Source organism: Sorangium sp. So ce295 (assembly GCF_051527405.1).
GTDB classification, from domain to species: domain Bacteria; phylum Myxococcota_A; class Polyangia; order Polyangiales; family Polyangiaceae; genus Sorangium; species Sorangium cellulosum_B.
The window spans coordinates 8,020,507-8,042,526 of the sequence record NZ_CP150324.1; the positions used below are offsets into that span (position 1 = coordinate 8,020,507).

The window sequence follows — 22,020 nt, forward strand, 5'->3', positions numbered from 1 at the left end:
TTCAGGGCACCCGCGTGGGAGACTGTCGCCAATTCACGCATCCCGAGAGGTCCCGGGCAACCGGAAGGAGCAGGTCATGCGTCCTCGATCTTCGTGGTTTGATTCGACCATTTTCATCACGAGCTGCGCCGCCCTGGTGGCGAGCTGCTCTGCGAGCGCCGACCGCCCTTCCGGAGGCGGCGGCCCCGGTGGCGGCGGGGACAATCCCACCACCACCGGCGGCGATCTCGGCGACGGCGACACCACGGGGAGCGGATCGGACATTGGCGACAGCGACAGCGCGTTCCGTTGCGGCGACGGGGGCCTGACCAACGACGAGGCGTGCGACGACGGAAACGCCGTGGGGGATGACGGCTGTGCGGCGGATTGCCGCTCGGTCGAGCTCGGCTGGTCGTGCCCGCTGCCCGGAGTCGGCTGCACGCGCATCGCCCGCTGCGGTGACGGCGCCGTGGTGTTCCCCGAGCTCTGCGACGACGGCGACACCGATGCGGCCGACGGCTGCTCGCCGACCTGCAAGGTGGAGGTGGGCTGGAAGTGCAGCGGCAACCCGAGCGCCTGCACGCGGACGACCTGCGGCGACAAGACGCAAGAGGGCGCGGAGAGCTGCGAAGACGGCAACACGATGCCCTTCGACGGCTGCTCCTCGAGCTGCCAGGCCGAGCCCGATTGCTCCGCGGGCTCCTGCGCGTCCAGCTGCGGCGATGGCCTCGTGCTCGGCGAGGAGTGCGACGATGGCAACAACATCGACGGCGACGGCTGCTCCGCGACGTGCACGGAGGAGCCGGGATACACGTGCGCCGTCCCCCAGCCCTCGGGATCGATGGACGTGCCTGTCGTCTTCCGCGACTTCAAGGAGGCACACCGCGACTTCGAGCCGGATGGGCCCGGCCGCAGCACGCCGGTCTTCGGTATGGTCGCGCCCCGGCTCGACGCCGAGAAGAAGCCGACGTACATGGCCGTCGCGAACAGCCTGGTCACGAGCGCGGATACCTTCGCCGAGTGGTACCACGACGTGCCCGGCACCAACAGCACCACGGTCACCACCCTCACGCTCTGGGATACCGGCGACGGCCGCTTCGTGAACCGCTGGGGCGAGGACGGCCAGCAGTGGACCCTGCTGTCCGGGGAGAGCGAGCACTATTGCGGCAACGTGGGCAACGAGGTGAATGACGAGGAGTGCACCTCGTCGGCCCAGGCCACCCCGCAGTGCGGCGACATCCACAGCGAGGAGTTCCACAGCTGCAACGTGCGCGACGGGGTCTACTGGGCGAGGTATATCGAGGAGACCTACGACGGGAATCCGCTGTTCTTCCCGGTCGACGACGATCCGTTCACCCCGGCGGCCGAGCGCGTCGCGGCCGACATCTTCCCGAGCTACGGCGGCGGCGACTGGCTGAAGGAGCAGGGCAGCCCGAAGCACAACTTCCATTTCACGAGCGAGATCCGCTACTGGTTCCAGTACAACGCAGGCGAGCAGTACGAGCTCGACTTCACCGGCGACGACGACGTGTGGGTGTTCATCAACGATCGCCTCGCGGTCGACGTCGGCGGCATCCACAGCGCCGTCAACGGGCGCCTCGTCATCAACGCCAACGGGGGAGGCAGGGTGACCTACGCGACGGAGGAAGACGACGTCATCCAGCCGCGGAACGTCGATCTCGGCCTGACGGACGGCGGCGTCTACCAGATCGCCGTGTTCCACGCCGAGCGCCAGACCGCGGCGTCGACGTTCAAGCTCACGCTGCAGGGCTTCGCGACGGCGCGCAGCGAGTGCAAGCCCATCTGCGGCGACAGCGTCGTCAGCCTGGGCGAGGAGTGCGACGACGGCGTGAACGACGGCGGCTACGGCGAGTGCGCGCAGGACTGCAAGCTCGGCGAGTACTGCGGCGATGGCGTCGTCCAGGCCGTGGAGGAGTGCGACGACGGCAACAACCGCGACGGGGACGCCTGCGGCAGCGGCTGCCGCAACCTCATTCCGCGCTGACCCGACGGACGGTCGCCGCCCGATGCGAGCGGCGACCGTACCTAGCCAGGCGCTCCCGGCGACGGACGGAGAGGGCCTCGCTCAGAAGCAGATCCCGAACTCCGGGTAGCCGATGTCGACGCAGCTCCCGCCGCTGGCACACGGCGCGCCGAAGCTGCTCCCCGGGCAGAGCTCGATGCACGTGAAGGTAAGGCCCTCCCCGGTCAGATCGCCGCACGCGGCGTTGGAGACACACCCCTCGACGCCTCCGCAGGTGCCTCCCACGGGGATGGTGCCTCCCGGGAGGCAGACCGGAGCCCCTCCCACCAGCGTTCCTGGGGCACACCACTCGCCGCCGCCACAGCCGGCGCCGAACGGCGTGCACGCGCCGCCACCGCCGACCTCGGTCACCTCGATGGAAATGTCCAGCTGCCCATCCCCGATGGTGATGATCGTGCCGTCCGTCTGGAATTGATAGACCAGCGGCGTGACGGCCCCATCGTAAATGGTGAATGAGACGGTGGGAGGGGTGAGCAGCGTCGCCTGCACGGGCACAAACGTGCCCCCGTCATCGCGCTGCAAGACCCAGCCCTGCTCCAGCGTGCTCGCGTAATCGCCGGTGGGCAATGCCGCGCTGAGCACCGTCTCGCCCGGATCATCCGAGGTGCCGAGGTACGTGACGATCGGCCCCTCGACCCTGAAGATCGCGTTGCTCAGCCGGTACACGTGCCCGTTGGTCTGCGCCACCAGGGCGATGCTCGCGCGGCCGGTGGACTCCGCTTCTTCCGTGCCGTCCGGACCGACGGCGCACGCCGGGAGCAGCGGCGCCGCCGCGAGGAACATCGCCGCGAACCCGACGTTGACAAGCGCTGATCGACTCATGCTGGACCTCCTCCAAGCGAAAAGACGGGCGAGCATAACGCGCGTCGATGCGCTCGCGGCGCGCGCAGCAAGAATCGGATCGCCGGGACGACGCCGTTCGATCGGCGGTGGTGATGGCTCGCTCCTGCGGTGAGCGGCGCGCGCGGGCCCGCCGGCTCAGGCCACGCACGCCGAGAGATCGCTCGGCGCGCGCTCCGGGGCTCCCGGGTGTGCCGGCACCAGCACCCGCACGGGGCGCGGCGCGCGCGGGGCGACCCCCGCGCCGGGTGAGAGCGTGAGGCACAGCTCTCCGCCCGTCGGCCTCGCCCGGAGCGCGAGGTGCACGGCGCCGCGGCGCGCAGCCCGGATGGCGCTCACCAGCACGCGAAAGAGCCCGCGCGCCAGGGAGTCGTGGTCCGCCTGGACCACCACGGGATCGAGCTCCTCGATGCTGGTCGTGACGTTGAAGACAGCCGACTCGACCTCCAGCAGCTCCGCGAGATCGCGGATCAGCGCGTCGAGCGCCACCGGGCGCGGCGCCGCCGCTCCGCCCAGCGCGAGCGCCCGCCACAGCGCAGCGGAGCGCTGGAAGCGGCGCAGCACGCTGGCGGCGAGGTGGAGAAGATCGCGCGTCTGGGCGAGGACGCTCCCGGCGAGCTGATCCGCGGCGAGATCGATCCTGAGCCGCGCGGCGGCCCGCGCCTGGAGGATGTCCTGGAGCAGCCGCCGCAGCTCCTCGATGGGCACGTCCCGCGCAGTGAGCAGACGATCCATGTCCCGCTCGAGCCGCATGGCGAGGAGATCCATCTCGATGGCGCGCGCGGCGCAGAGCAGAATTTCCCGGAGACGAAAGCCAATCTCGGGTCTCCTGACCGAGAGGCTGAGCACGCCGATGGCCGCCCCATCGCCGTCCCGGAGCGGGAGCCCATGGCACGTGAAGACGTGGAATCCCTGAATGAAATGCTCCGGCCCCACGAGCTCCGTATAGCCATCTTCGGCGAGCGCCGTACCGACGCCGTTCGCGCCACAGACGCTCTCATCAAGCAACGCGCCGGCACCGGGCACCCGCTCGGGGCCGTGAATCGTCTGCTCGTCACCGCGGACATCCAGGAGGATCGCCCGCGTGTCCCCCACCATCACCGCGTGGCGCTCGTCGCCCGAGGCCAGGCTGAGCGCGTGAAGGTAGGGTTCGGAGGCGAGGATGAGGTCCCGGTGCCGCTCGCGCAGGCGCTCGGTGTCGAGCGCGCTCAGGAACTCGGCCTTGGGGCGGCGCGGATCGGCCCCTCCCCCGTGAGAGCGCACCCAGGCGCGGTGCACGTGAGGACGCAGCTGCTCCGCCTCCAGGGCGCCGATCGAGCGGTAGAGGCGCCCCGCCTCGAGCGCTGATTCCAGCCACGCTGCCATGAGCCCACCCCTCGTCCGAGCGCGCGGTTGCGTCCGCCATCGTCCGCGATTCTGCTCCGGGATCTTGCACAGTTCGTACCCTCGACACGCCTCCTCGAGAGGCGAGCCGTGAGGAAGTGAGCTATTTCAACTCTCCATTTTCCCCAAGGAAGAGCGCGGACCGTATGCAGGCACCTACCGTCCTGATCGTCGATCATGACGAGGCCCAACGAGAGGAGATCCGCCGCACGCTCGAGGCCGCTGGGCTGCGGGTCGAGCTCGCGGCGACGGTCGCGGAGAGCCTGCGAAGAGCCCATCGACCGCCGGACCTGGTGCTCATCGGCGTCGATCTGCCGGACGGCGAGCGGTGCGAGCTCTGCCAGCGCCTCCAGGCGGCGCTGGGCGCGGCGGCCACGCCGGTGATGCACGCCAGCCGGCCGAGCGCGGCCGGCGGTCAGCCATCGACCTCGAGCTCGATGCTCGGTTCGACGTGCGGTTCGACGAACGGTTCCGCGTATGGTTCCGCGTATGGTTCCGCGTACGATTGCTGTCGTGCCGGCTCGCGCGCATGGCCGACCGAGCGCCGGCTCCTGATGACGGCCGTCCGCGCTCTGCTCGAGGCGCGCGCCGCGAACGTCGCGCGCGCCTCGAGCGACGAGCGGTTCCGCGCGGCCTTCGACCAGGCGGCGGTGGGGATGGCCCACGTCTCCCTCGACGACCGCTTGCTCCGCGTGAACCCGAAGCTCTGTGAGCTGCTCGGATACACCGTCGAGGAGCTGATGGCGCTCCGCGCCCAGGATCTCCGCCACCCGGACCACGCGGAGGGAGCGCTCCGGCACGTCCATGCGCTGGGCGATGGGACGATCCCCTCTTCGACCACCGAGGAGCGCTGCGTGCGGCGGGACGGGTCGATGCTCTGGGTCGCGGTCACGCGCTCGCTCGCCCGCGATCGCGCGGGGGCGCCGCTGTACGTCGTCGAGGTCGTGAACGAGATCGAGCGCCGCAAGCGGGCCGAGGACGCCCGGGAGCGGGCGCTCGCCTGCGAGCGCGTCGCCCGCGTCCGGGTCGAGCTGGCGGAGGCGCGCGTCGCGCGCCTCCAGACGTTCACGTCCGAGCTCTCGCGCGCGGTGACGCCCGCGCAGGTGGCCGAGGTGGTCCTCTCGCTCGGGCTCGCCGCGCTCTACGCCGACGCGGGGTACGTCGCGCTGCTCGCGGAGGACGACGTGATCGAGGTCCTCCGCGCGCCCGGCTACCCCGAGGACGTCGTCGCGCGCCTGCGCCGCATTCCGATGTCCGCGCGCATGGCTGTCGTCGACTGCATCCGCACGGGCCAGCTGCTGATCTTCGAGTCGCTCGCGGCGTATCGGGCTGCCTATCCCGACACGCCGGCAGGCGACTGGGCCAAGACCCTGATCTGCGTCCCCATGACGCTGGGCGACGTGACCATCGGGGTGCTCGGGGTCACGTACCGCGACACCTGCCGGATCAGCGAGGACGACCGGCGCTTCATGACGACGCTCGCCCTGCAATGCGCGCAGGCCCTGGAGCGCGCGCGCCTCTACGAGGCCGAGCAGCGGGCGCGGCGGCTCCGCGAGGAGGCGCTGGCCATCGCGGCGCACGACCTCCGGAACCCGCTGTCGTCGATCATCCTGGCCGCGGCCCTGCTCGAGCGATCGGCCCCGGCGGACGCGGCGGGGCAGCCAATCCGCAACCGGGCGCGGCAGATCAAGCGCGCCGCGGAGCGCGCCGTCGAGATGCTCGGCGAGCTGCTCGACGCCGCGATCATCGAGGCGAAGGGCCTGAAGCTGGACATCCAGCCGTGCGAGGTGGGCTCGCTCGTGCGCGAGGTCACCGAGATGCTGGCGCCGCTCGCCGAGCAGAAGCGGATCCAGCTCCACACCCTCCTTCCCGGGAGCGGCCTGGAGCTCGGCTGCGACCGTGGCCGCATGCTCCAGGTGCTGTCGAACCTCGTGGGCAACGCCCTGAAGTTCACCGCCGAAGGACGGGAGATCACGATCGGCGCGGAGCGCCAGGGGCCCCATGTCCGCCTGTCCGTCAGCGACACGGGCACGGGGATCCGGCCGGAAGACATCCCGCGCCTGTTCGATCGCTACTGGCAAGGGCGGGCGGCGCGCTGCGCGGGCGCGGGGCTCGGGCTGTACATCGTCAAGGGCATCGTCGAGGCGCACGGGGGGCAGATCTCGGTCGATAGCGAGCTCGGCGCGGGGACGACGTTCTCCTGCACGATCCCCGTCACGCGCTGAACCCAGGGAGGCCAACCCGCCCCTCGCCGCATGCCCGGCGGGTTGCACGACTCCAGCAAACTGGAGCCAGCTCCACTCTATGAGCCGACGCTCCTGCGCCCGGCGCGCGGCCGTTACTGCGCCACGCCGACGGACTCGACGGATGCGGTCAGCTCGTTGTCCGCCGCGGATCGCCCGCCGAGGACGATCACCTCGCCGCCGCCAGGACAGATGAGGGGGCTGAAATACCGCGTGAAATCCAGGGCTCCCGCGGGCTCCCAGCCGTCGCCCGCCGCGTTGAGCCGGAAGAGGCCGTCGACGATGTTGAGGTAGAGGTCCTGTTCGTCGTTGCACGCCGTCGCGCCGAAGCCCGCAATCGGGATCTCCGAGGGGAGCGCCGGGCCGGGCGACCAGGCCTCGGTCTTCGTGTCGAACCGGTAGACCTCGCCCGAGAACGCCATCCCCTCGCCGACGCCGCCGAGCGCGTAGATCGTGTCACCGCGCCTCGCGACGCCCAGCGAGCGGAGCATGAACGGCGCCTCGGGCAGGGGGACCCACGCCGCGTCGGGCGTCGAGAGGTCGAGCACGACGCCCCGGGTCAGCAGCTCGCCGGGGCCCGCGAGCGTCCAGCCCCCCACGACGTACAGCCGGTCACCCACCACCACGGCCCCGTGCCCGGAGCGCCCCTCGGGCAGGTCCGGCATGGCCTGCCACGTCCCTTCGCGCGGATCGTAGCGCTGGACCGTCGCCACCGAGGTGAGGACCTCCGGCTCGTCGATGGCGCTGTCCACGCGGAGGCCGCCGATACGGTAGATGAAGCCGCCGTGGGCCACGAGCGCGATGCTCTCCAGGTGCTCCACGGCCCCGAGGTCCTCCCAGGCGCCGCCTTGCGCGAGGGAGAGCCGCCGGAACCCGGTCGACTGGTGCTCGGCCGCAAAGCCTCCTCCGAGGTTCCCCCCGTAGGTATAGATCGTGTCGTCGGCGAGGGCGGCGCCAAAGGAGCTGACGGCCTCCGGCAGGTCGGGATAGCGGCGCGGGGGCTGAGCCCGCGGCAGATCGAGCTCCCGGGCCTCCCCCGTGGGGACCGTGGGGAGCGTGCGGAACACGGAGGGCGTCGGGACCGGCCGCAGCTGCTCGTCGTCGCCATCGCCGCAACCCAGGACTGCCAGAGCGCCCGCCGCGGCGAGCATGCACGGTGTGAACCACAGCGAACCGTTCCTGTGAGACATCGTGACGGATCTCCTTTTCAGTGAAGCCATCGAGCGCCGGCGGCCTCCTCCTCAATCGATCGCGGCGCCATGAGCGATCCAGCGGCGAACGGTGTCTTTCTCGTCGGCCGAGAGCGGCTTCAGCGTCGGCGGCATCGCGAGGCCACACCCCTCGTCGCACGAGACGAGCCCGCATTCGAGCGTTCCATCGATCTTGTGCATGACGTAACTGTGCTCCGGGTCCCCCGGCGCCACGCGCTTCATCCCGGAGGCCTCACCGGAGTCGACGTTCACGTTCTGCTCGCGGATGGCGGCGAGCTCCTCCGCGCTGACCTGCGCCGGCGGCGTGCTCGCGGTCGGCCCCAGGTAGGGCCGCGTCGTGTCGCCGCGCGTGTCGGCATGACAGGCGGCGCCGGTCGCGCAGGAGCGTTGCAGGAGCGGCAGCACCTCCGTCCGGAACTCCACGGGGCCCCCGGCGTCGAAGCGCGTGTAGTCGTGGCAACGCGCGTCGCCTTGGCCCGCGCTCCCGGCGCCGCCGTTGCCGCCAGCGCCGCCGTTGCCGCCAGCGCCGCCGTTGCCGCCAGCGCCGCCGTTGCCGCCAGCGCCGCCGTTGCCACCGGCGCCGCCATCACGCGTACGGTCGTGGCCCCCGCGCTCCCCGCCGCCGCACGCGGCTGCCGCAAGCGCCAGCAGGAAGACGGGGACGAGCCGGCAGCGGCTCGACGGCGCGCCCGGCACACGCAGCGAGCTGCGCTCGGCGGGAGGGAGGTTCAGGAGCTGCATGAGGTGCGCAGCAATCTAGTTCAAGCGCACGCCGTACACATGTCTCGATGCCCCCTGTCGCGCCCCCGCGGCGATGCTGTCCGTCGAGAAGACGCAAGTCCCCTGCGTCTCCACGCCGCACCGACCACGCCGTGGAATTCGCCGCTCGGCCGGGCTCACCGAGGCGGGAACCTCGGGCCCGCCCGGGTTGTCGATCGCCCTGCCCCACCGCTGGCGGGCCCGCGCTCAGGCTCGGCCCACCGCACAACGACCGGAGATCCCCCGTGCCCAGAGCCCTCTTCCGCAGCCGCGCTGCGCTCGCCGCGATCGCCGCCCTCGTCCCTTCCCTCCTCAGCTGCGCCGACAGCCCCTCGCCGCCCGCCACCCCCGCCACGCTCTCGCGCGCGCCCGGGCCTGCCGCGCCGCGCCCCCTGCCCGCCGCGCCGGCCGTCGCCGTCGCGGCGCGCCGCCCCGAGGCCGCGCCGTTCCGGCTCACCGCCGCGGACGGCACCGGGCTGCGCCTCGTCGCGCTCACCGGCCGCGCGGTGATCGAGGCGCCGCTCGCGCTCGCCGAGCTGCACCTCACCTTCGAGAACCCGGAGGATCGCGTGCTCGAGGGCACCTTCAGCGTGATGCTGCCGCCCGGCGCGAGCGTCGGGCGCCTCGCCATGAAGATCGACGACCGATGGCAGGAGGGCGAGGTCGTCGAGCGCCAGCGCGCGCGCGAGGCGTACGAGGATTTCCTCCACCGCAAGCAGGACCCTGCGCTGCTCGAGCAGGCGGCGGGCAACGAGGTGAGCGCGCGGGTCTTCCCCATCCCGGCGCGCGGCGTGAAGCACATCGTCCTGTCGTACTCCCAGGAGCTCCGCGCGGACGCTCCCTTCGCCGTCCCCTTGCGCGGCCTGCCCACGGTGAGCCGCCTCGACATCGAGGCCACCGTCGCCGGCGCCGCGGCGCCCGTCCACGCGCTGCGCCGGAACGATGCCGCGCCCGAGGCTGATTTCGTGGTGGATCCCGCGCGGCTCGCGTCGATCGAGGCGCGCGGCGGCCTGCGCAGCGGCGAGCTCGTGCTCGCCCGCGTGGACGCTCCGGTGGACGCGCGGCCCGATCCGCTCGCCTCCGCGGTGATCCTCGTGGACACGAGCGCCTCACGCGCGCTCGGGCTCGAGGAGCAGCTCGGCGTGCTCGCGGCCCTCGCGCGGGCGGTCGCCCAGGCAGGCGGCCCGGGCGCGCCGCTCACCGTCGCCTGCTACGACCAGGCCGTCACCCCCGTCTTCGACGGCGCGGCCGCGGCGTTCGGCGAGGCGGAGCTCGCGCGCATCCGCGAGCGGCAGGCGCTCGGCGCCTCGGATCTCGGGCGCGCGCTCCGCTGGGCCGGCGAACGCGCGCGGGCCCGCGGGCAGCGGCGCGTCGTGCTGCTCTCCGACGGCATCGCCACGGCGGGCGAGGTCGCGACGGGGGCGCTCCGCGGCGCCGCGGCGGCGCTGCGGGGCGCGGGGGTCGAGCGGCTCGACGCGGTCGCGCTCGGCGGCCTCCGCGACGAGGCCGCGCTGCGGCAGCTCGTCGCGGCGGGCCTGCCCCGCGACGGGGCCGTGGTCGACGGCGCGCGCGGCGCCGCCGAGATCGAGCGGCGCCTCGGCTCGGCCACGCGCTCGGGGATCGCCGTGAACATCGAGGGCGCGCGCTGGGTCTGGCCCCGCACCCTGAACGGCGTGCAGCCCGGCGACGAGGCGCTCGTCTACGCCGAGGTGCCGGCCGAGCTGCCCGTCCGGCTCACGGTCGACGGCCGCACCACGACGCCCGACCTCCGCGGCGTGGAGCGCCCGCTGCTCCAGCGCTCCTGGGCCCGGGCGAAGATCGACGGCCTCCTCGCCCGGGAGGGCGAAGGTGGCAATCAGGACGCGATCCGCAAGCAGATCATCGATCTCTCGATCGCGCACCGGGTGCTGAGCCCGTACACCGCGCTGCTCGTGCTGGAGACCGATCACGACTACGCGCGCTTCGACATCGCCCGGCGAGGGCTCTCCGACATCCTGACCGTGGAGGGCGGCCGCGTCGCCGTGCAGAGGCGCTCGCGGCCGCAGGGCGGGAAGCCGTGGGGCCCCGCGCCGGCCCAAAGCCCGGTCGCCGGCGGTTCGCCTGGCAAGCGCGCCGAGATTTTCTCCGAGCAGGCCGCCGACGTTTCCCCTGGCGGGAGCGCCGCCCTGCGCGCTCCCCCCGCGCCGCCGGCGCCCCCTGCGGGCGCGGACAGCAAGGACTCCTTCGGCGCGGACGGGCGCGCGCTGTCGGTCGTCAGCGGGAGCGCCGGCGGGCTCGGGCTATCGGGCGTCGGCGAGGGCGGCGGCGGCCGCGGCGAGGGCATCGGCCTGGGCAATATCGGCACCCTTGGCCACGGCAGCGCGGCCGGGGCCGCGGCGCCCGCGCCGAGCGCCGTGTCGGCCGCCACGGGCACCGGCCAGGGCTTCGGCAGCGGCCATGGCCGCCTCGCTGGCAGCCACCGGACCAGGGCGCCGCAGGTCCGCATGGGCGCCACCCAGGTGAGCGGCCGCCTCCCGCCGGAGGTGATCCAGCGCATCGTCCGCCAGAACTTCGGCCGCTTCCGCCTCTGCTACGAGAGCGGGCTCCTGCGCGACGAGGGCTTGCAAGGCCGCGTCACCCTGCGCTTCACCATCGACCCGCGCGGCGCGCTCATCAACGCGCGCGACGGCGGCTCCGATCTGCCCGACAGGGCCGTTGTCTCCTGCGTGGTCCGCGCCTTGCGCGACCTCACCTTCCCCGCGCCCGAGGGCGGCAGCGTCGACGTGGTGTACCCCGTCCTGTTCTCGCCGCCCCCGAGCGCCGCGCCCGCCGCCCCCGACGCCCCCGACGCCCCCGACGACGCCGCGCCCCCGCGATCAGAGCCGTATGCCGGCCGCTTCGAGCAGATCCACGACACCCTCGCCCGGGGCGACGCGCCGGCCGCCGTGCGCGACGCCCGGGCCTGGCGCGCGGAGGCCCCCGGCGACGTGCTCGCGCTCGTCGCGCTCGGCGAGGCGCTCGAGGCGGCGGGCGACACGCCGGGCGCCGCCCGCGCGTACGGCTCGCTGATCGACCTGTTCCCGGCGCGCGCGGACCTCCGCCGCTTCGCCGGCGCGCGCCTCGAGCGGCTCGCGGGCGGCGCCGGCCTCGAGCTGGCGGTCGACACGTACGAGAAGGCGCGGGAGCAGCGCCCCGACCACCCCGCGAGCCACCGCTTGCTCGCGTTCGCCCGCCTCAAGCGGGGCGAGCACGCCGCCGCCTTCGACGCGCTCGCGGCGGGCATCGCGCGCCGCTACCCGCCGGGGCGCTTCGCCGGCGTGGAGAGCATCCTGCGCGAGGATCTCGGCCTGGTCGCCGCGGCGTGGCTCAAGGTGGAGCCCGCGCGCCGGGCGGCCATCCTGGCCCGGCTCGCGAAGGCCGGCGCCGCGCTCGAGGGCGCGCCCTCGCTCCGCTTCGTGCTGAACTGGGAGACCGACGCCAACGACGTCGACTTCCACATCCGGGACGACCGCGGCGGCCACGCCTATTACGGCGACCCGGCGCTGCCAGGCGGCGGGCGCCTCTACGCCGACGTGACCACCGGCTACGGGCCCGAGTGCTTCACCATCCGCGCGCCCCGGGAGCAACGGGCCAGCCGGTACACCCTGCAGGCGCACTACTACGCGCGCGGCCCGATGGGCTACGGCATGGGCAAGCTGCAGATCGTCGACCACGACGGCAAGGGCGGTCTGACCTTCGACGAGCGCCCCTTCGTGGTCATGACCGACGGCGCCTTCGTGGAGCTCGGCGCCGTCACGCGCTGACGCGCCGCTAGACCCTCTCCCAGCGCCCGCTCTCGACGGAACGGAAGAGCGCGTCGATGACCCGCATGTTGCCCACCGCGACCTCGATCGAGTTCTCGACCGGGCTGCCCGTCCGGATGGCGCGCGAGAACGCCTCGCTCTGCAGGTGGTACTGGTCGACGGCGGGGAACGAGGTGACCCTGGCCGAGCTGCAGTTCAGCGTCGAGCCGTCATCGAGGAAGACCTTGCACGGCTCGTCGGCGGGGGCGTTGAACGGGATCTCGATCTCGAGGCGGCCCTTGCTACCGAGCGCGTTCACGCGCTGGTAGGCCACCGCCTGCGTGCTGCACGTGAACGTCAGGTGCGCGCCGCCGTAGTCGACGAGGCCCGAGGTCAAGCGATCGGTGCCGAACTCGGGATCGCGCTCGACGAGCGCGATCGCCCGCACGGGCTCGCGTCCGAACAGGAAGCGCGACGTGTTCACCGCGTAGCAGCCGATGTCGTAGAGCGCGCCGCCCCCGACTTCCTGCTTGTTGCGGATGTTGGTGGCGTCGCGGTTGAAATACGAGAACGCCGCCTGGACGCTGACCAGGTCGCCGATCTGGCCGCCTCGCACCCAGTCCCTGGCCTGCTGCCACTGCGGGTGGTTGCGGATCATGAACGCTTCGGCGATCAGCTTGCCCGTCTCGCGCTGGACGTCGACAAGCGCCTCCGCGTCCCTGGCGCTGAGCGCGATCGGCTTCTCGCACAGGACGTGCTTGCCGGCGCGGGCAGCGCGCGCCGTCCACGTCACGTGCAGGTGGTTGGGCAGCGGGTTGTAGACGGCCTCGATCTCCGGATCCTCGAGCAGCTCATCGTAGCTGCCGTACGCCTTCGCGATCCCGAGCGACCGCGCGGCGTCGCGCGCCTTGCCGATGTCGCGCGACGCCAGCGCCGTGAGCTGGGTCAGCGGCCCCCGCTTCATGCCGGGCAGGCTGACCGTCAACGCGAAGTTGCTCGCCCCGAGGACGCCCCAGCGCACGGGGGTGAGGGATTCGTCGGACGTCGGACCTTGGGCAGATGTGGACATGGGCACCTCGCTGCTCGCGAAGCTAACGGTCGACGGCGCGCCTGTAAACGCTGGACGTGACGATGGCCTCCTCGTACGCGCTCGACGCCATCGCGGCCTGCGTCATCGGACGCGCCTCGACGCCAGACAGCCTCTGGACCGCCGGCGGCATCCTCCCCGGAGCGCTCCTCGCCGCCAATGACGTACCCGACATCGACCAGGGGCGGAACAGGCGGCGGAACAGAGCACGCCATCGAAGTCCCCCTCACGCTCCAGACGTCTGTCCGTCGGACGTCACGCCACTACTTCGCCCCGCTCACTCGACACCTTCAGCAAACTCTGCCATTATTACCAGAATTGCAGCCTTTCAGTGGGGGACTGATATGGCTCGAAATACCGTGGTAGGCCTGATACCGGTCATCGTTCTGGCCGGAACCGGATGCGGCGGGGACGGAGTGTGGCTGGAAGAGCCCTTGGGCGAAGCGCAGAGCGCGCTGGAGGCCGGCAATGCGCTCAATCCCAACGCGCTCAACCCCAACGCGCTCAATCCCAACGCGCTCAACCCCAACGCGCTGGCGATCGGCGCCTTGAGCCTCATCTCCCTTGGCTCGCAGGCGCTGACCGCGATCCTGGACCCCGGGCCCAACGGCGCGCTCTCACGCGAGCACCTGAGGTACGCCGTCGAATGCGCCCTCGAAAGCTCGCAATCATTCCGCTTCGGGTGGATCGACGCCTCTGGCGTCTATCACGACGAGATCTACACAGGCGTGCTCGGACTCGCGCGGAGCTGGGCGTGGATCCCGCTGGACGGTGACGGGCAGCGCTGGGTCTCGGCGTGCCTCGCGGCGCGCACCAACTACTACAGGATCCCCGTCGTGATCTCTTCGCGTGGACCCACCAAGGCGATCAACAAACAAAATTCGCCGGAGCTGTCCACGTTCACGAGGGAGGAGGGCGCGTTCTGGGGCAACATCTACGGGAGCTCGCCGGCGCTCTACGCCTGCCATGTTCCAGAGAACGACGCGAGCTCACGCGCGGCGCTCCGCGACTGCGCCGCCGGGCACATCGACGAGGCGACTGGCTCCATCCAACCGTGCGGGGCGATCCGACTCCTGGGCCCGTGTGACAGCTATTGCGACCCCATCGCCCCCAAGAACGGCATCTATCACCCTTCCTGCTTCACGGATCCGGCGAGCCGCTCGACCACCATGAGCGTGCACCCGATCACGGTGTTCCTCGAATGAGAGGATCTACAGCGGTTCCCGCCCCCCTCTGCACCATGCCGAGCAGAGCGACGGTCACCCGCACAGGAGACGGGCCCAGATCGGCGTTTTCGGCGCGCAAGCGCACTCCGGTGCGCTGAGCACCGAAAACGTCGAGGTGGGCCCGTATCCGAAGCGGGTGACCGTCGCTCTAGTATTCGCGGCAGTCGCCGGGCGCCTCCAGCGTGCCGAAGCTGTAGGGCCGCGCCTGCTTGACCAGCAGCCGGCGCTCCGGGCCGATCAGCTTCCATTCGATCTGCATCGCGTACAGCCGGTTCTCCCCCTTCGGGTCCACCAGCGGCCGGTAATGAGCGTGGACGGACTCGAGCACGCACCCGAGCCGCTGGATCTCCGGGAACGACAGCACGTCGCGCCCGCGCGACAGGCTCGAGCGCGTGAGGTACTCCGCCTTGATCGTGCGAGGCGGCGGCGTGTACACGATCTCGTCGCTTGTCACGCCGGGCGCGGGGTTGGTGACCGAGGCCTCCCCGATCTGCGCGTTGATGTAGTACTGGCTGTCGCGGGTGGCGTCGAGCGCGTTGCGGCTGATCGCCACGCCCTGCGCGCGCTCCGATTGCCAGGCCTGATGCACGAGCACGGCCATGGCCGCGCGCGCCTGCTCGACGTGGCCGAACTCGCGCTCATCGTAAGCGCGCGTGTTCCACAGGCTCGCCCAGACGGTGCGCAGCGCGTCCTCGATGGAGCTCGACGCGGCGTCCAGCTCGCCGCTCGTCGACGTGTGCAGGCCCGCGCCGTTGAAGGTCGCGAGATCCTCGGTGTTGCTGCTGCTGCGCAGCCGCACGCGGTCGCCGCCGAAGCGCTGCTCGACAGCGCCCGTGACCTCGCTCAAGATCGCGCGGTCCACCGGGTGCGCCAGCATCCGCGCCCGCACCTCGGCCAGGCCCTCGGCGTGCGCGTGCGGATCGGCGCGGAACTCGGGATCCTGCTCGAGCTCGGCCAGGAGCTCCGCCGCGCCGCTCGCCTCGAAATGATCCATGTAGTGCGAGAACGGGATCGCGAACGCGGCGGGCGGCACGTAAAGCGGCAAGAGGTCGAGCGGGCAATACTGCCCCACGCCGCTCACGCGGTACAGCTCGGCCATGCCTGCCGCCTTGGAGCCGATGCTGTCGCCCATGGCGTAACCCGCGGCGTCGAGCGGCACGACCCCGCGCACGGAGAGGTCGAGCGCCGGCGAGAGCCGCTCGCCGGTCGGCTTGCGCTTCTCCCAGTAAGCGTCCGCCTCCTGCGCGGTGGCCTCGCGGATGTCGAAGTCCGACGCGCGCACCTCGAGCCGCACCAGCTTGCCGAACAGGGCCTTCAGGCGCGCGTCGTCGCGCGCGCCGCGCAGGGCCATGTTGGGCGTGCCCCGGCCGCGCGCCAGCACGTTCACGTGCGCCAGCGGCGTCTGGAAGGCCTCGGTGATGAGGCCGCCCATGAACGCGGTCTCGTTCGGCACGTCGTCGGTCACCACGATCACGTTCGGCCCGAGCTCGGCCGTCTCCAGATCGCGCGCCGGGACGAACGTCAGCGTGCCAAAGCCCTCGGCCGGGTTGAGCGACTGGTACGTGAGCCCCTTGTACGGCGCGTTCGGCCCCACGATGGGCGCCGTCCCCTCGATCTTCCGCAGCTCGATGATCTGGCGCCCCTCGGTGGGCCGTATCGCCCACGCCTCCGGGTCGGGCACCGCCTTCATCGCCGCGAAGAACGCGCGCCGCATCTGCTCGCCGACGATCTGGTCGCCGGGCGAGAACTCGACGGTCTTGGCTCCGTTGGTGTGCTCGACAAGCGTGCCGAGGAGGTAGCGACGGCCCTCGGACCGGAAGTACTCGGTCTGGCTGAACAACCCCCAGCCGACGTTGAACTCCGCGGCTTGCTCGGGATCGCAGCGATCGAGGTGGGGCTCCTTCCGGATCTGCTCGCGGACAAAGGTGTAGTGGAGCGCCCACTTTCGCGTGCTCAGGAGGTGCACCGTGTCGTTCGCGGCCATGTCGACGACGAACTTGACGCCGAGCTCACCGACCGCGGTGCCGCCCTCGGCCAGCTCGGCGAAGTCCGCGGCCGTCTCCAGCCGGTGCGCGCGCCCGCTCGCGAGCTCACGCCCCGGGAGCTCGGCGCAGCCGTCGTTCGCGGCGCCGGGGCTCGCCGCCCCGCAGAAGCGCGGCGCCCCGGTGGCGTCGGGCACGCGGGCCAGCGACGCGCCCTCGGGCCAGGCCATGAAGTCGATGCGATCGCTCGGCTCCGGGCTGTCCTCGCGCCACAGCGTCGCCACGCCCTCGAACTCGGGCGAGGCCTCGATCTCGGCCGTGTCGCTCGCGCCCACCGGGACGCTCACCCGCTCGCCGGGCGCGAGCGTGACGGACGGCTCGGGCCACGCGAGCAGCACGCCCGCGTCGGCGCCGGGCGGCGCTTGCCCCGGAGAGAGCGCCGCGAGGCGCAGCGCGAAGCCGTCGAGCGCGACGGGCGCGCCGCTCGCGTTCAGCACCTCGACGAACCCCGCGGGCCGCAGCGAGAGCTCGGAGATGACCAGCGGCCCGGCGATGGCCGGGAACGGCTCGGGCCACTGGAAAGGCGCGAAGCGGATGCTGTCGTCGAGGTTCGGCGGATCCGGCGGACCGCAGGTCTCGCCGTTCGCTCGCTCGGGCGTGGCATAGCGGCAGATCGACGGCTCGCCCGTGCCGTCAGGCAAGCGCGCGTAGCTCTCGGACCGCGGCAGCTCCGGCACATTCACGAGGTCGGCGAGCTGGCACGACGACGACCACAGCGCCACGCGCGCGCCCGAGTTCGAGAGCTTGAACGGCAGGTGCAGCGGGCCCTGCTCCGGCGTGTCGTCGGCCCAGAACAGCGCCGTTCGCCCCGGCCCGAGCGTCAGCTTCGGCAGCCGTGTCGCCTTGCCGGACTTGTCGCTCAGCGCGTACTCCCCGAGATCGAGCGGGCGCTGGCCGATGTTCATCAGCTCGATGAAATCGTCCGTCTCGCCGACCTCGTCGACCCAGGCGCCGTCGTTGCCGGTCATCACCTCGTTGATCCGAAGATCGCCGCTCAGCGCGGGCGAGGCGGCCGCGGGAAGCTCGAAGTCGCACACCGTCGGCTTCGGTGGGTGCTCCTCCGTCGGGAGCTGGGTCTCACCCGAGCAGCCGACGCCGAGGGCGAGCGACAAGAGGGCCGCACCCACGCGCGGCTGGGACAAAGGGTGAACGCGATCGCTGGGTGAGCGCTCCATCATGCGTGCTCCCGTCGTTCCTGCACCGTCATGCCCGCTCCGCCAGCACGCGGCGTGCCGCGCCCACCGGCGCCTGGCGCGGCGCAAAAAGCTCGTGGAATCCAGTCCTTCGGCCGCACGCGTGGCTCGCCGTGCGCCGGGCTGTGCCAGCGCCTGCGCCGTCACCGCCAGGGGGCCGCGCCGGCGGATGCGGTCAACTGCCCATTCGGCCGGCGCGCGACTTGGATGCTGGCTTCAGCTCTTGTAGCCTCGCGCGCATGCGTGAAAGCGTGCATGGACGAGTTGCATTGATCGCTCTCCTCACCTGCGCCCTGGCCGCCTGTTCCGAGTCGCCGGCCGACGACGGCGGCGCAGGCGGCGGTGGCGCGGGTCCAGCCGGCAGCGGCGGCTCCGGCGGCGCCGCCGAGGCCAGCTCGAGCGCGGCCGAGGGCGCGACCTCCAGCGCCGCGACGGGCGCCGGGGCGGGCGACGGCAGCGGCGGCGGCGGCGGCGGCAGCGGAGGAGGAGGAGGAGAGCCCGATGGCGGGTGCGGGAGCGTCTCGGAGGCGCCGCCCGAGCTGGGGTTCGACCCTTTCTACAAGAAGTACGTCGACGCCGCGGGGATTCCCGTCATCAGCTCCGAGAAGGTGCCTGACGCGGCGCTGCTGCGCACCTGCTCGGTGGTCGTCCGCATGCTCGGCCACCGCGACGACGTGCGTCAGGCGATGATCGAGAACCACACGCGCGTCGCCGTGATGGCGGAGACGGAGGTGACAACCGACATCCCCGAGCACAGCGATCTGTACGAGGCGTTCCCGGGGACGGACTGGGACACGCGGGCCCGCGGCCTCGGCGCGACCCCCGCCCGGCCCGCGAGCTCCTGCGCCGAGGAGAACGTCCTGTGTTATGCGAGCGATCCGTATCTCGGCGAGGACATCCTTGTGCACGAGTTCTCGCACGCCATCGCGATCATGGGCATCGCGTTCGTCGAGCCGGCGTTCAACGGGGAGCTCGAGGACGTCTTCGATACCGCGCTCCGGGCGGGGAAATGGGAGAACACCTACGCGGCGACGAACAAGGACGAATACTGGGCCGAGGGGGTCCAGTCCTGGTTCGACGCCAACACCGAGGCGATCCCCACGAACGGGATCCACAACGAGATCGACACGCGGGCCGAGCTGCGCGACTACGATCGCCCGCTCCACGACCTCATCGCCAGGTACTTCGCCGACGACGCGTGGCGGCCGAGCTGCCCGTAACTCCGCCCGCCGGGGGTCCTGGCCATGGATCCGGAGAGAGAGTTCAACGCAAAGGCGCAAAGGCGCAAAGGCACAAGCGCGCAAAAAGGAGATTGACTTTCGGATCGCGCTTGGATTTCCTGGCCCCTTGAAGAGCTTGGCCGCTCGGAGGAGGTCCCCCGCATGTCTGATAGCGCTCTCACCGCCGTAATCGATGCCAAGCTCTGGACCCTGGACCGCCCGGTGTGGTTCAGCGGGGTACGGATGCGCGCCCGCACCACCGTCGTACGCCTCGACGACGGCAGTTTGCTCCTGCACACGCCAGCCCCTCCCACCGATGCGCTGGCAGAGCAGCTGCGAGCCCTGGGCCCGGTGCGCTGGCTGGTGGTACCCAACTGCTGGCATCATCTCGGGACCCCCGCGGCGGCGGCCCGTTTCCCCGAGGCCAAGGTGGTGGGACCGGCGTCGGCGCTGAGCAGGAACAACGCGTTGAAACTCCACGTGGATATCCACGACGGCCAGTTCGGCGAGCAGGTTCCCGAGCTCGAGGCCTTGCCGCTCGGGGGCGTGCCGTTCTGGGACGAGACGGTGCTCTACCATCGGCCGACGCAAACCCTGCTGGGCGCAGACATTGTCCTTTGCGCCTGCGCCAAGGACCACTGGACGCTGCGTTATGCCGCGCGCATTACCGGCTTCTACGAGCGGGTGCGCGTGCCGCCCGACGCCAGAAAGAAGATCCCGGACAAGACCGCGGCCGCGCGCTCCATCCGCGCCATGCTGGAGCGACCGGCCCAGCGCCTCATCGTGGGGCATGCCGAGGTCATCGAAGAAGGCTGGCGCGACCACCTCGCACAAGCCTGGCGACTGGAGGGCGTGGAGGTGTAAGCAGGGCCTCGCTACGCGGGCGGATAGAAGACATCGAGCGTCGGGAAAGCCGGCCTGGCGCGAATGCAGTCCCAGAGATAGATCGCGAACCCCGGATCGCCCGTCCAGAGCGAGTAGCGCAGCTGTCCGTACCGGCGCGCGTCCTCCTGCGTCTGCCGGATGCCGTGCATCGCGAAGGCGCGCGCGCGATCCAGCCAGAGCGCGTCGCCCGTGCGCTCGTGGAGCTTGAGAAAGGCGTAGCCGTTTCCGCCCGTTCCATGGCAAAGGTTCGAGCCTTTGCAAAGGGGCCCGGCCGCCCAGGTCGCCTCGCCCGCGGCCCGGAGGAGCTCGTCGAGCGCGGGGCCGGGGAGCTCGGAAAGGCAGATGACGAAGCCGGGCGCGCCATGGCAGAACTGCATCAGCCGGGGGTACGAGGCATCGCCTTGCAGCGGCAGCTGCGCTGGCCAGCTGGCCATGCTGCCCTCTCGCATGGCTGTCCGCTCGATCGTCGTGACGATGACCTGCTCCCAGGCCGTCCACGCGCGGGCGTCCAGCAGGTGCCGGCCGCGGAGGAGGGCGCGCGCGGTCGCGACAAACCCGTGGACCGCGTCGAGATAGGTGCTCCGCTGGCCATAGAGGTCCTGCGCCCAGTAATGACAACCGTGCTCCTCCGACCACTGGAGCTGCGACCAGAGGCGCTCGGCAGTGCGGCGGAAGAGATCGGCCCAGCGCGGGTGGCCGAAGCGCTCATGCAGGAACGACGCCGCCAGCAGGGTGCCGGGCGCCCCCCACATCAGCTCGCGCGCCGGGTGGTCGAGGTTGCTCTCGATGAGCGCCGCGAGCCGGTCGGCTCGCTCCTCGGTGGGCCGCTCGCCCTGCGCCATCAGGAGGATGGGCGTGTCCCCCATCAAGAACGCGGCGCGTTCGTCGCCCGGCATCGAGGCCAGCCAGGCGCGGTTGCGCAGCGAGAGCGCGTCGAGCTGCTCCGTGGAGCGCCGCGCGCCCGGCGCCGCCCCCACCCCGTGCAGGTAGCGCAGCGCCCAGAGGACGCCTGCAGCGCCGTGGTAGAGCGGCAGCGCCGGCTGGCCCGGGTCGTCGCCGGGCTCGAGGTCCTTCGGGTGCAGCGGCCAGTACGCGTCTTCCGAGAAGCGCCCCTCGGTGTCGCGGACGATGCCCTTGATGGCGTCGCGCGCGATGTCCTCGTCCCACGCGACCGACGTCAATGCCTCGTGGCGTTCGGGTTCGTGCAGCATGCGGTGCCTTAGCCTGCTCTGCCCGCGCCGCCCACCTCGGGCGGGCGGGCCGCCGCAGCGCTACGCCGCCAGCGCCTCGGTCAGCGCCCAGAGCCGCTCCTGCGCGGCCTCGTCGAGCGCCGCCTCGGCGGCCGGCTTGATGCGGCTCTTCTCGAAGTACTCCCCCGTCACCCCGGCCAGCTCCGGCGCCGTGGCCACGTGCAGCGAGCACTCGGCCCCTTGCTCGGCCGTGAGCAGGAACAGGCTGGAGAGCTTCATCAGGAGCTTTGGATAATCGCGCATCAGGTCAGTGCCGACCACGCCCGGATGGACGGCGTTGACCGTGACGCCGGTGCCCTCGAGCCGCCGGGCCAGCGCCTTGGTGAAGAGCACGTTCGCGAGCTTCGACTGGCTGTACGCCGCGGTCGTGCCGTACTTGCGCCGCTCGAACTGCAGGTCCTCCCAGTCCATCCGGCCGCGGTAGTGCAGCTTCGAGGACAGGACCACGACCCGCGACGGCGCGCTCTTCTTCAGGAGCGGGAGGAGGTCCTGCGTGAGCAGCCACGTCCCCACGTGGTTCACCCCGAACGTCGCCTCGATCCCGTCCTCGGTCGTGCCGCGCGCGCTCCGCCACACCCCGGCGTTGTTCACCAGGACGTCCAGGCGCTCGTGCGCCGCGCGGAACCGCTCGCCGAAGGCGCGGATGCTCGCCTTGCTCCCGAGATCCAGCGCGATCACCGCTACGTCCTCGCGGCCGGTGGAGCGCGCGATGTCGTCGCGCGCCGCCTCCCCTCTGCCCGTGTCGCGGCACGCCAGCACCACCTTCGCGCCGCGCTGAGCGAGGCCGCGGGCCGTCTCCTTGCCAATGCCCGTGTTGCCGCCGGTGACGATGCAGACCTTCCCGTTCATGGAGCTCCTGTCTCAAGTTCCAGCGGTGAGCGCAAGGCCACCGCGCGC

Annotated in this window: 14 protein-coding genes; 6 read left to right on the forward strand and 8 right to left on the reverse strand. The window is 71.8% G+C overall.

The features are described from left to right. The first annotated feature begins 76 nt into the window (after nucleotides 1-76). Nucleotides 77-1,984, forward strand: coding sequence for a DUF4215 domain-containing protein (locus tag WMF11_RS30290; protein ID WP_437973172.1), 1,908 nt, complete (start codon nucleotides 77-79; stop codon nucleotides 1,982-1,984). 81 nt (nucleotides 1,985-2,065) lie between these two features. On the opposite strand, the gene WMF11_RS30295 is transcribed toward WMF11_RS30290, so the two are convergent. Together WMF11_RS30295 and WMF11_RS30300 are read right to left on the reverse strand one after the other, a co-directional pair. Then, nucleotides 2,066-2,845, reverse strand: coding sequence for a hypothetical protein (locus WMF11_RS30295; RefSeq protein WP_437973173.1), 780 nt, complete (start codon nucleotides 2,843-2,845; stop codon nucleotides 2,066-2,068). Nucleotides 2,846-3,001: 156 nt separating this feature from the next. Beyond that, the gene (locus WMF11_RS30300) at nucleotides 3,002-4,228 is read right to left on the reverse strand and encodes a sigma-54-dependent Fis family transcriptional regulator (RefSeq protein ID WP_437973174.1); all 1,227 of its coding nucleotides are present in this window, start codon (nucleotides 4,226-4,228) and stop codon (nucleotides 3,002-3,004) included. 164 nt (nucleotides 4,229-4,392) lie between these two features. On the opposite strand from WMF11_RS30300, the gene WMF11_RS30305 reads away from it, so the two are divergent. Continuing rightward, nucleotides 4,393-6,471, forward strand: a complete 2,079-nt coding sequence (locus tag WMF11_RS30305) for an ATP-binding protein (RefSeq protein WP_437973175.1) — start codon at nucleotides 4,393-4,395, stop codon at nucleotides 6,469-6,471. A 113-nt stretch (nucleotides 6,472-6,584) separates the two neighbouring features. On the opposite strand, the gene WMF11_RS30310 is transcribed toward WMF11_RS30305, so the two are convergent. Both WMF11_RS30310 and WMF11_RS30315 read right to left on the reverse strand, forming a co-directional pair. Beyond that, a complete protein-coding gene (locus WMF11_RS30310; protein WP_437973176.1) occupies nucleotides 6,585-7,679 on the reverse strand; it encodes a Kelch repeat-containing protein in 1,095 nt (364 codons plus the stop codon). A gap of 51 nt (nucleotides 7,680-7,730) precedes the next feature. Next, a complete protein-coding gene (locus WMF11_RS30315) occupies nucleotides 7,731-8,441 on the reverse strand; it encodes a hypothetical protein (protein WP_437973177.1) in 711 nt (236 codons plus the stop codon). Nucleotides 8,442-8,704: 263 nt separating this feature from the next. On the opposite strand from WMF11_RS30315, the gene WMF11_RS30320 reads away from it, so the two are divergent. Beyond that, nucleotides 8,705-12,241 (forward strand): AgmX/PglI C-terminal domain-containing protein, encoded by a 3,537-nt coding sequence (locus WMF11_RS30320; RefSeq protein WP_437973178.1) that lies wholly within the window; start codon nucleotides 8,705-8,707, stop codon nucleotides 12,239-12,241. A 7-nt stretch (nucleotides 12,242-12,248) separates the two neighbouring features. Here the strand turns inward: WMF11_RS30320 and WMF11_RS30325 are convergent, their stop codons facing one another. Beyond that, complete coding sequence (locus WMF11_RS30325; protein ID WP_437902723.1) at nucleotides 12,249-13,289, reverse strand: Gfo/Idh/MocA family protein; 1,041 nt, start codon at nucleotides 13,287-13,289, stop codon at nucleotides 12,249-12,251. Between the two features lie 452 nt (nucleotides 13,290-13,741). Between WMF11_RS30325 and WMF11_RS30330 the strand changes: the two genes are divergently transcribed. Beyond that, nucleotides 13,742-14,512 carry a hypothetical protein gene (locus WMF11_RS30330; protein WP_437973179.1) on the forward strand — a complete coding sequence of 257 codons (771 nt, stop codon included), beginning with the start codon at nucleotides 13,742-13,744 and terminating at the stop codon, nucleotides 14,510-14,512. Between the two features lie 169 nt (nucleotides 14,513-14,681). Here the strand turns inward: WMF11_RS30330 and WMF11_RS30335 are convergent, their stop codons facing one another. Continuing rightward, nucleotides 14,682-17,687 (reverse strand): PEP/pyruvate-binding domain-containing protein, encoded by a 3,006-nt coding sequence (locus WMF11_RS30335; RefSeq protein ID WP_437973180.1) that lies wholly within the window; start codon nucleotides 17,685-17,687, stop codon nucleotides 14,682-14,684. Nucleotides 17,688-18,037: 350 nt separating this feature from the next. On the opposite strand from WMF11_RS30335, the gene WMF11_RS30340 reads away from it, so the two are divergent. Both WMF11_RS30340 and WMF11_RS30345 read left to right on the forward strand, forming a co-directional pair. Next, nucleotides 18,038-18,988, forward strand: a complete 951-nt coding sequence (locus WMF11_RS30340; RefSeq protein ID WP_437973181.1) for a hypothetical protein — start codon at nucleotides 18,038-18,040, stop codon at nucleotides 18,986-18,988. 162 nt (nucleotides 18,989-19,150) lie between these two features. Beyond that, complete coding sequence (locus tag WMF11_RS30345) at nucleotides 19,151-19,852, forward strand: DUF4336 domain-containing protein (RefSeq protein ID WP_437973182.1); 702 nt, start codon at nucleotides 19,151-19,153, stop codon at nucleotides 19,850-19,852. Between the two features lie 11 nt (nucleotides 19,853-19,863). On the opposite strand, the gene WMF11_RS30350 is transcribed toward WMF11_RS30345, so the two are convergent. Both WMF11_RS30350 and WMF11_RS30355 read right to left on the reverse strand, forming a co-directional pair. Then, entirely contained in the window at nucleotides 19,864-21,084 is a 1,221-nt protein-coding gene (locus tag WMF11_RS30350; RefSeq protein ID WP_437973183.1) for a lanthionine synthetase C family protein, read from the reverse strand. 60 nt (nucleotides 21,085-21,144) lie between these two features. Further along, nucleotides 21,145-21,972 carry an SDR family oxidoreductase gene (locus tag WMF11_RS30355; RefSeq protein WP_437973184.1) on the reverse strand — a complete coding sequence of 276 codons (828 nt, stop codon included), beginning with the start codon at nucleotides 21,970-21,972 and terminating at the stop codon, nucleotides 21,145-21,147. Nucleotides 21,973-22,020 lie beyond the last annotated feature (48 nt).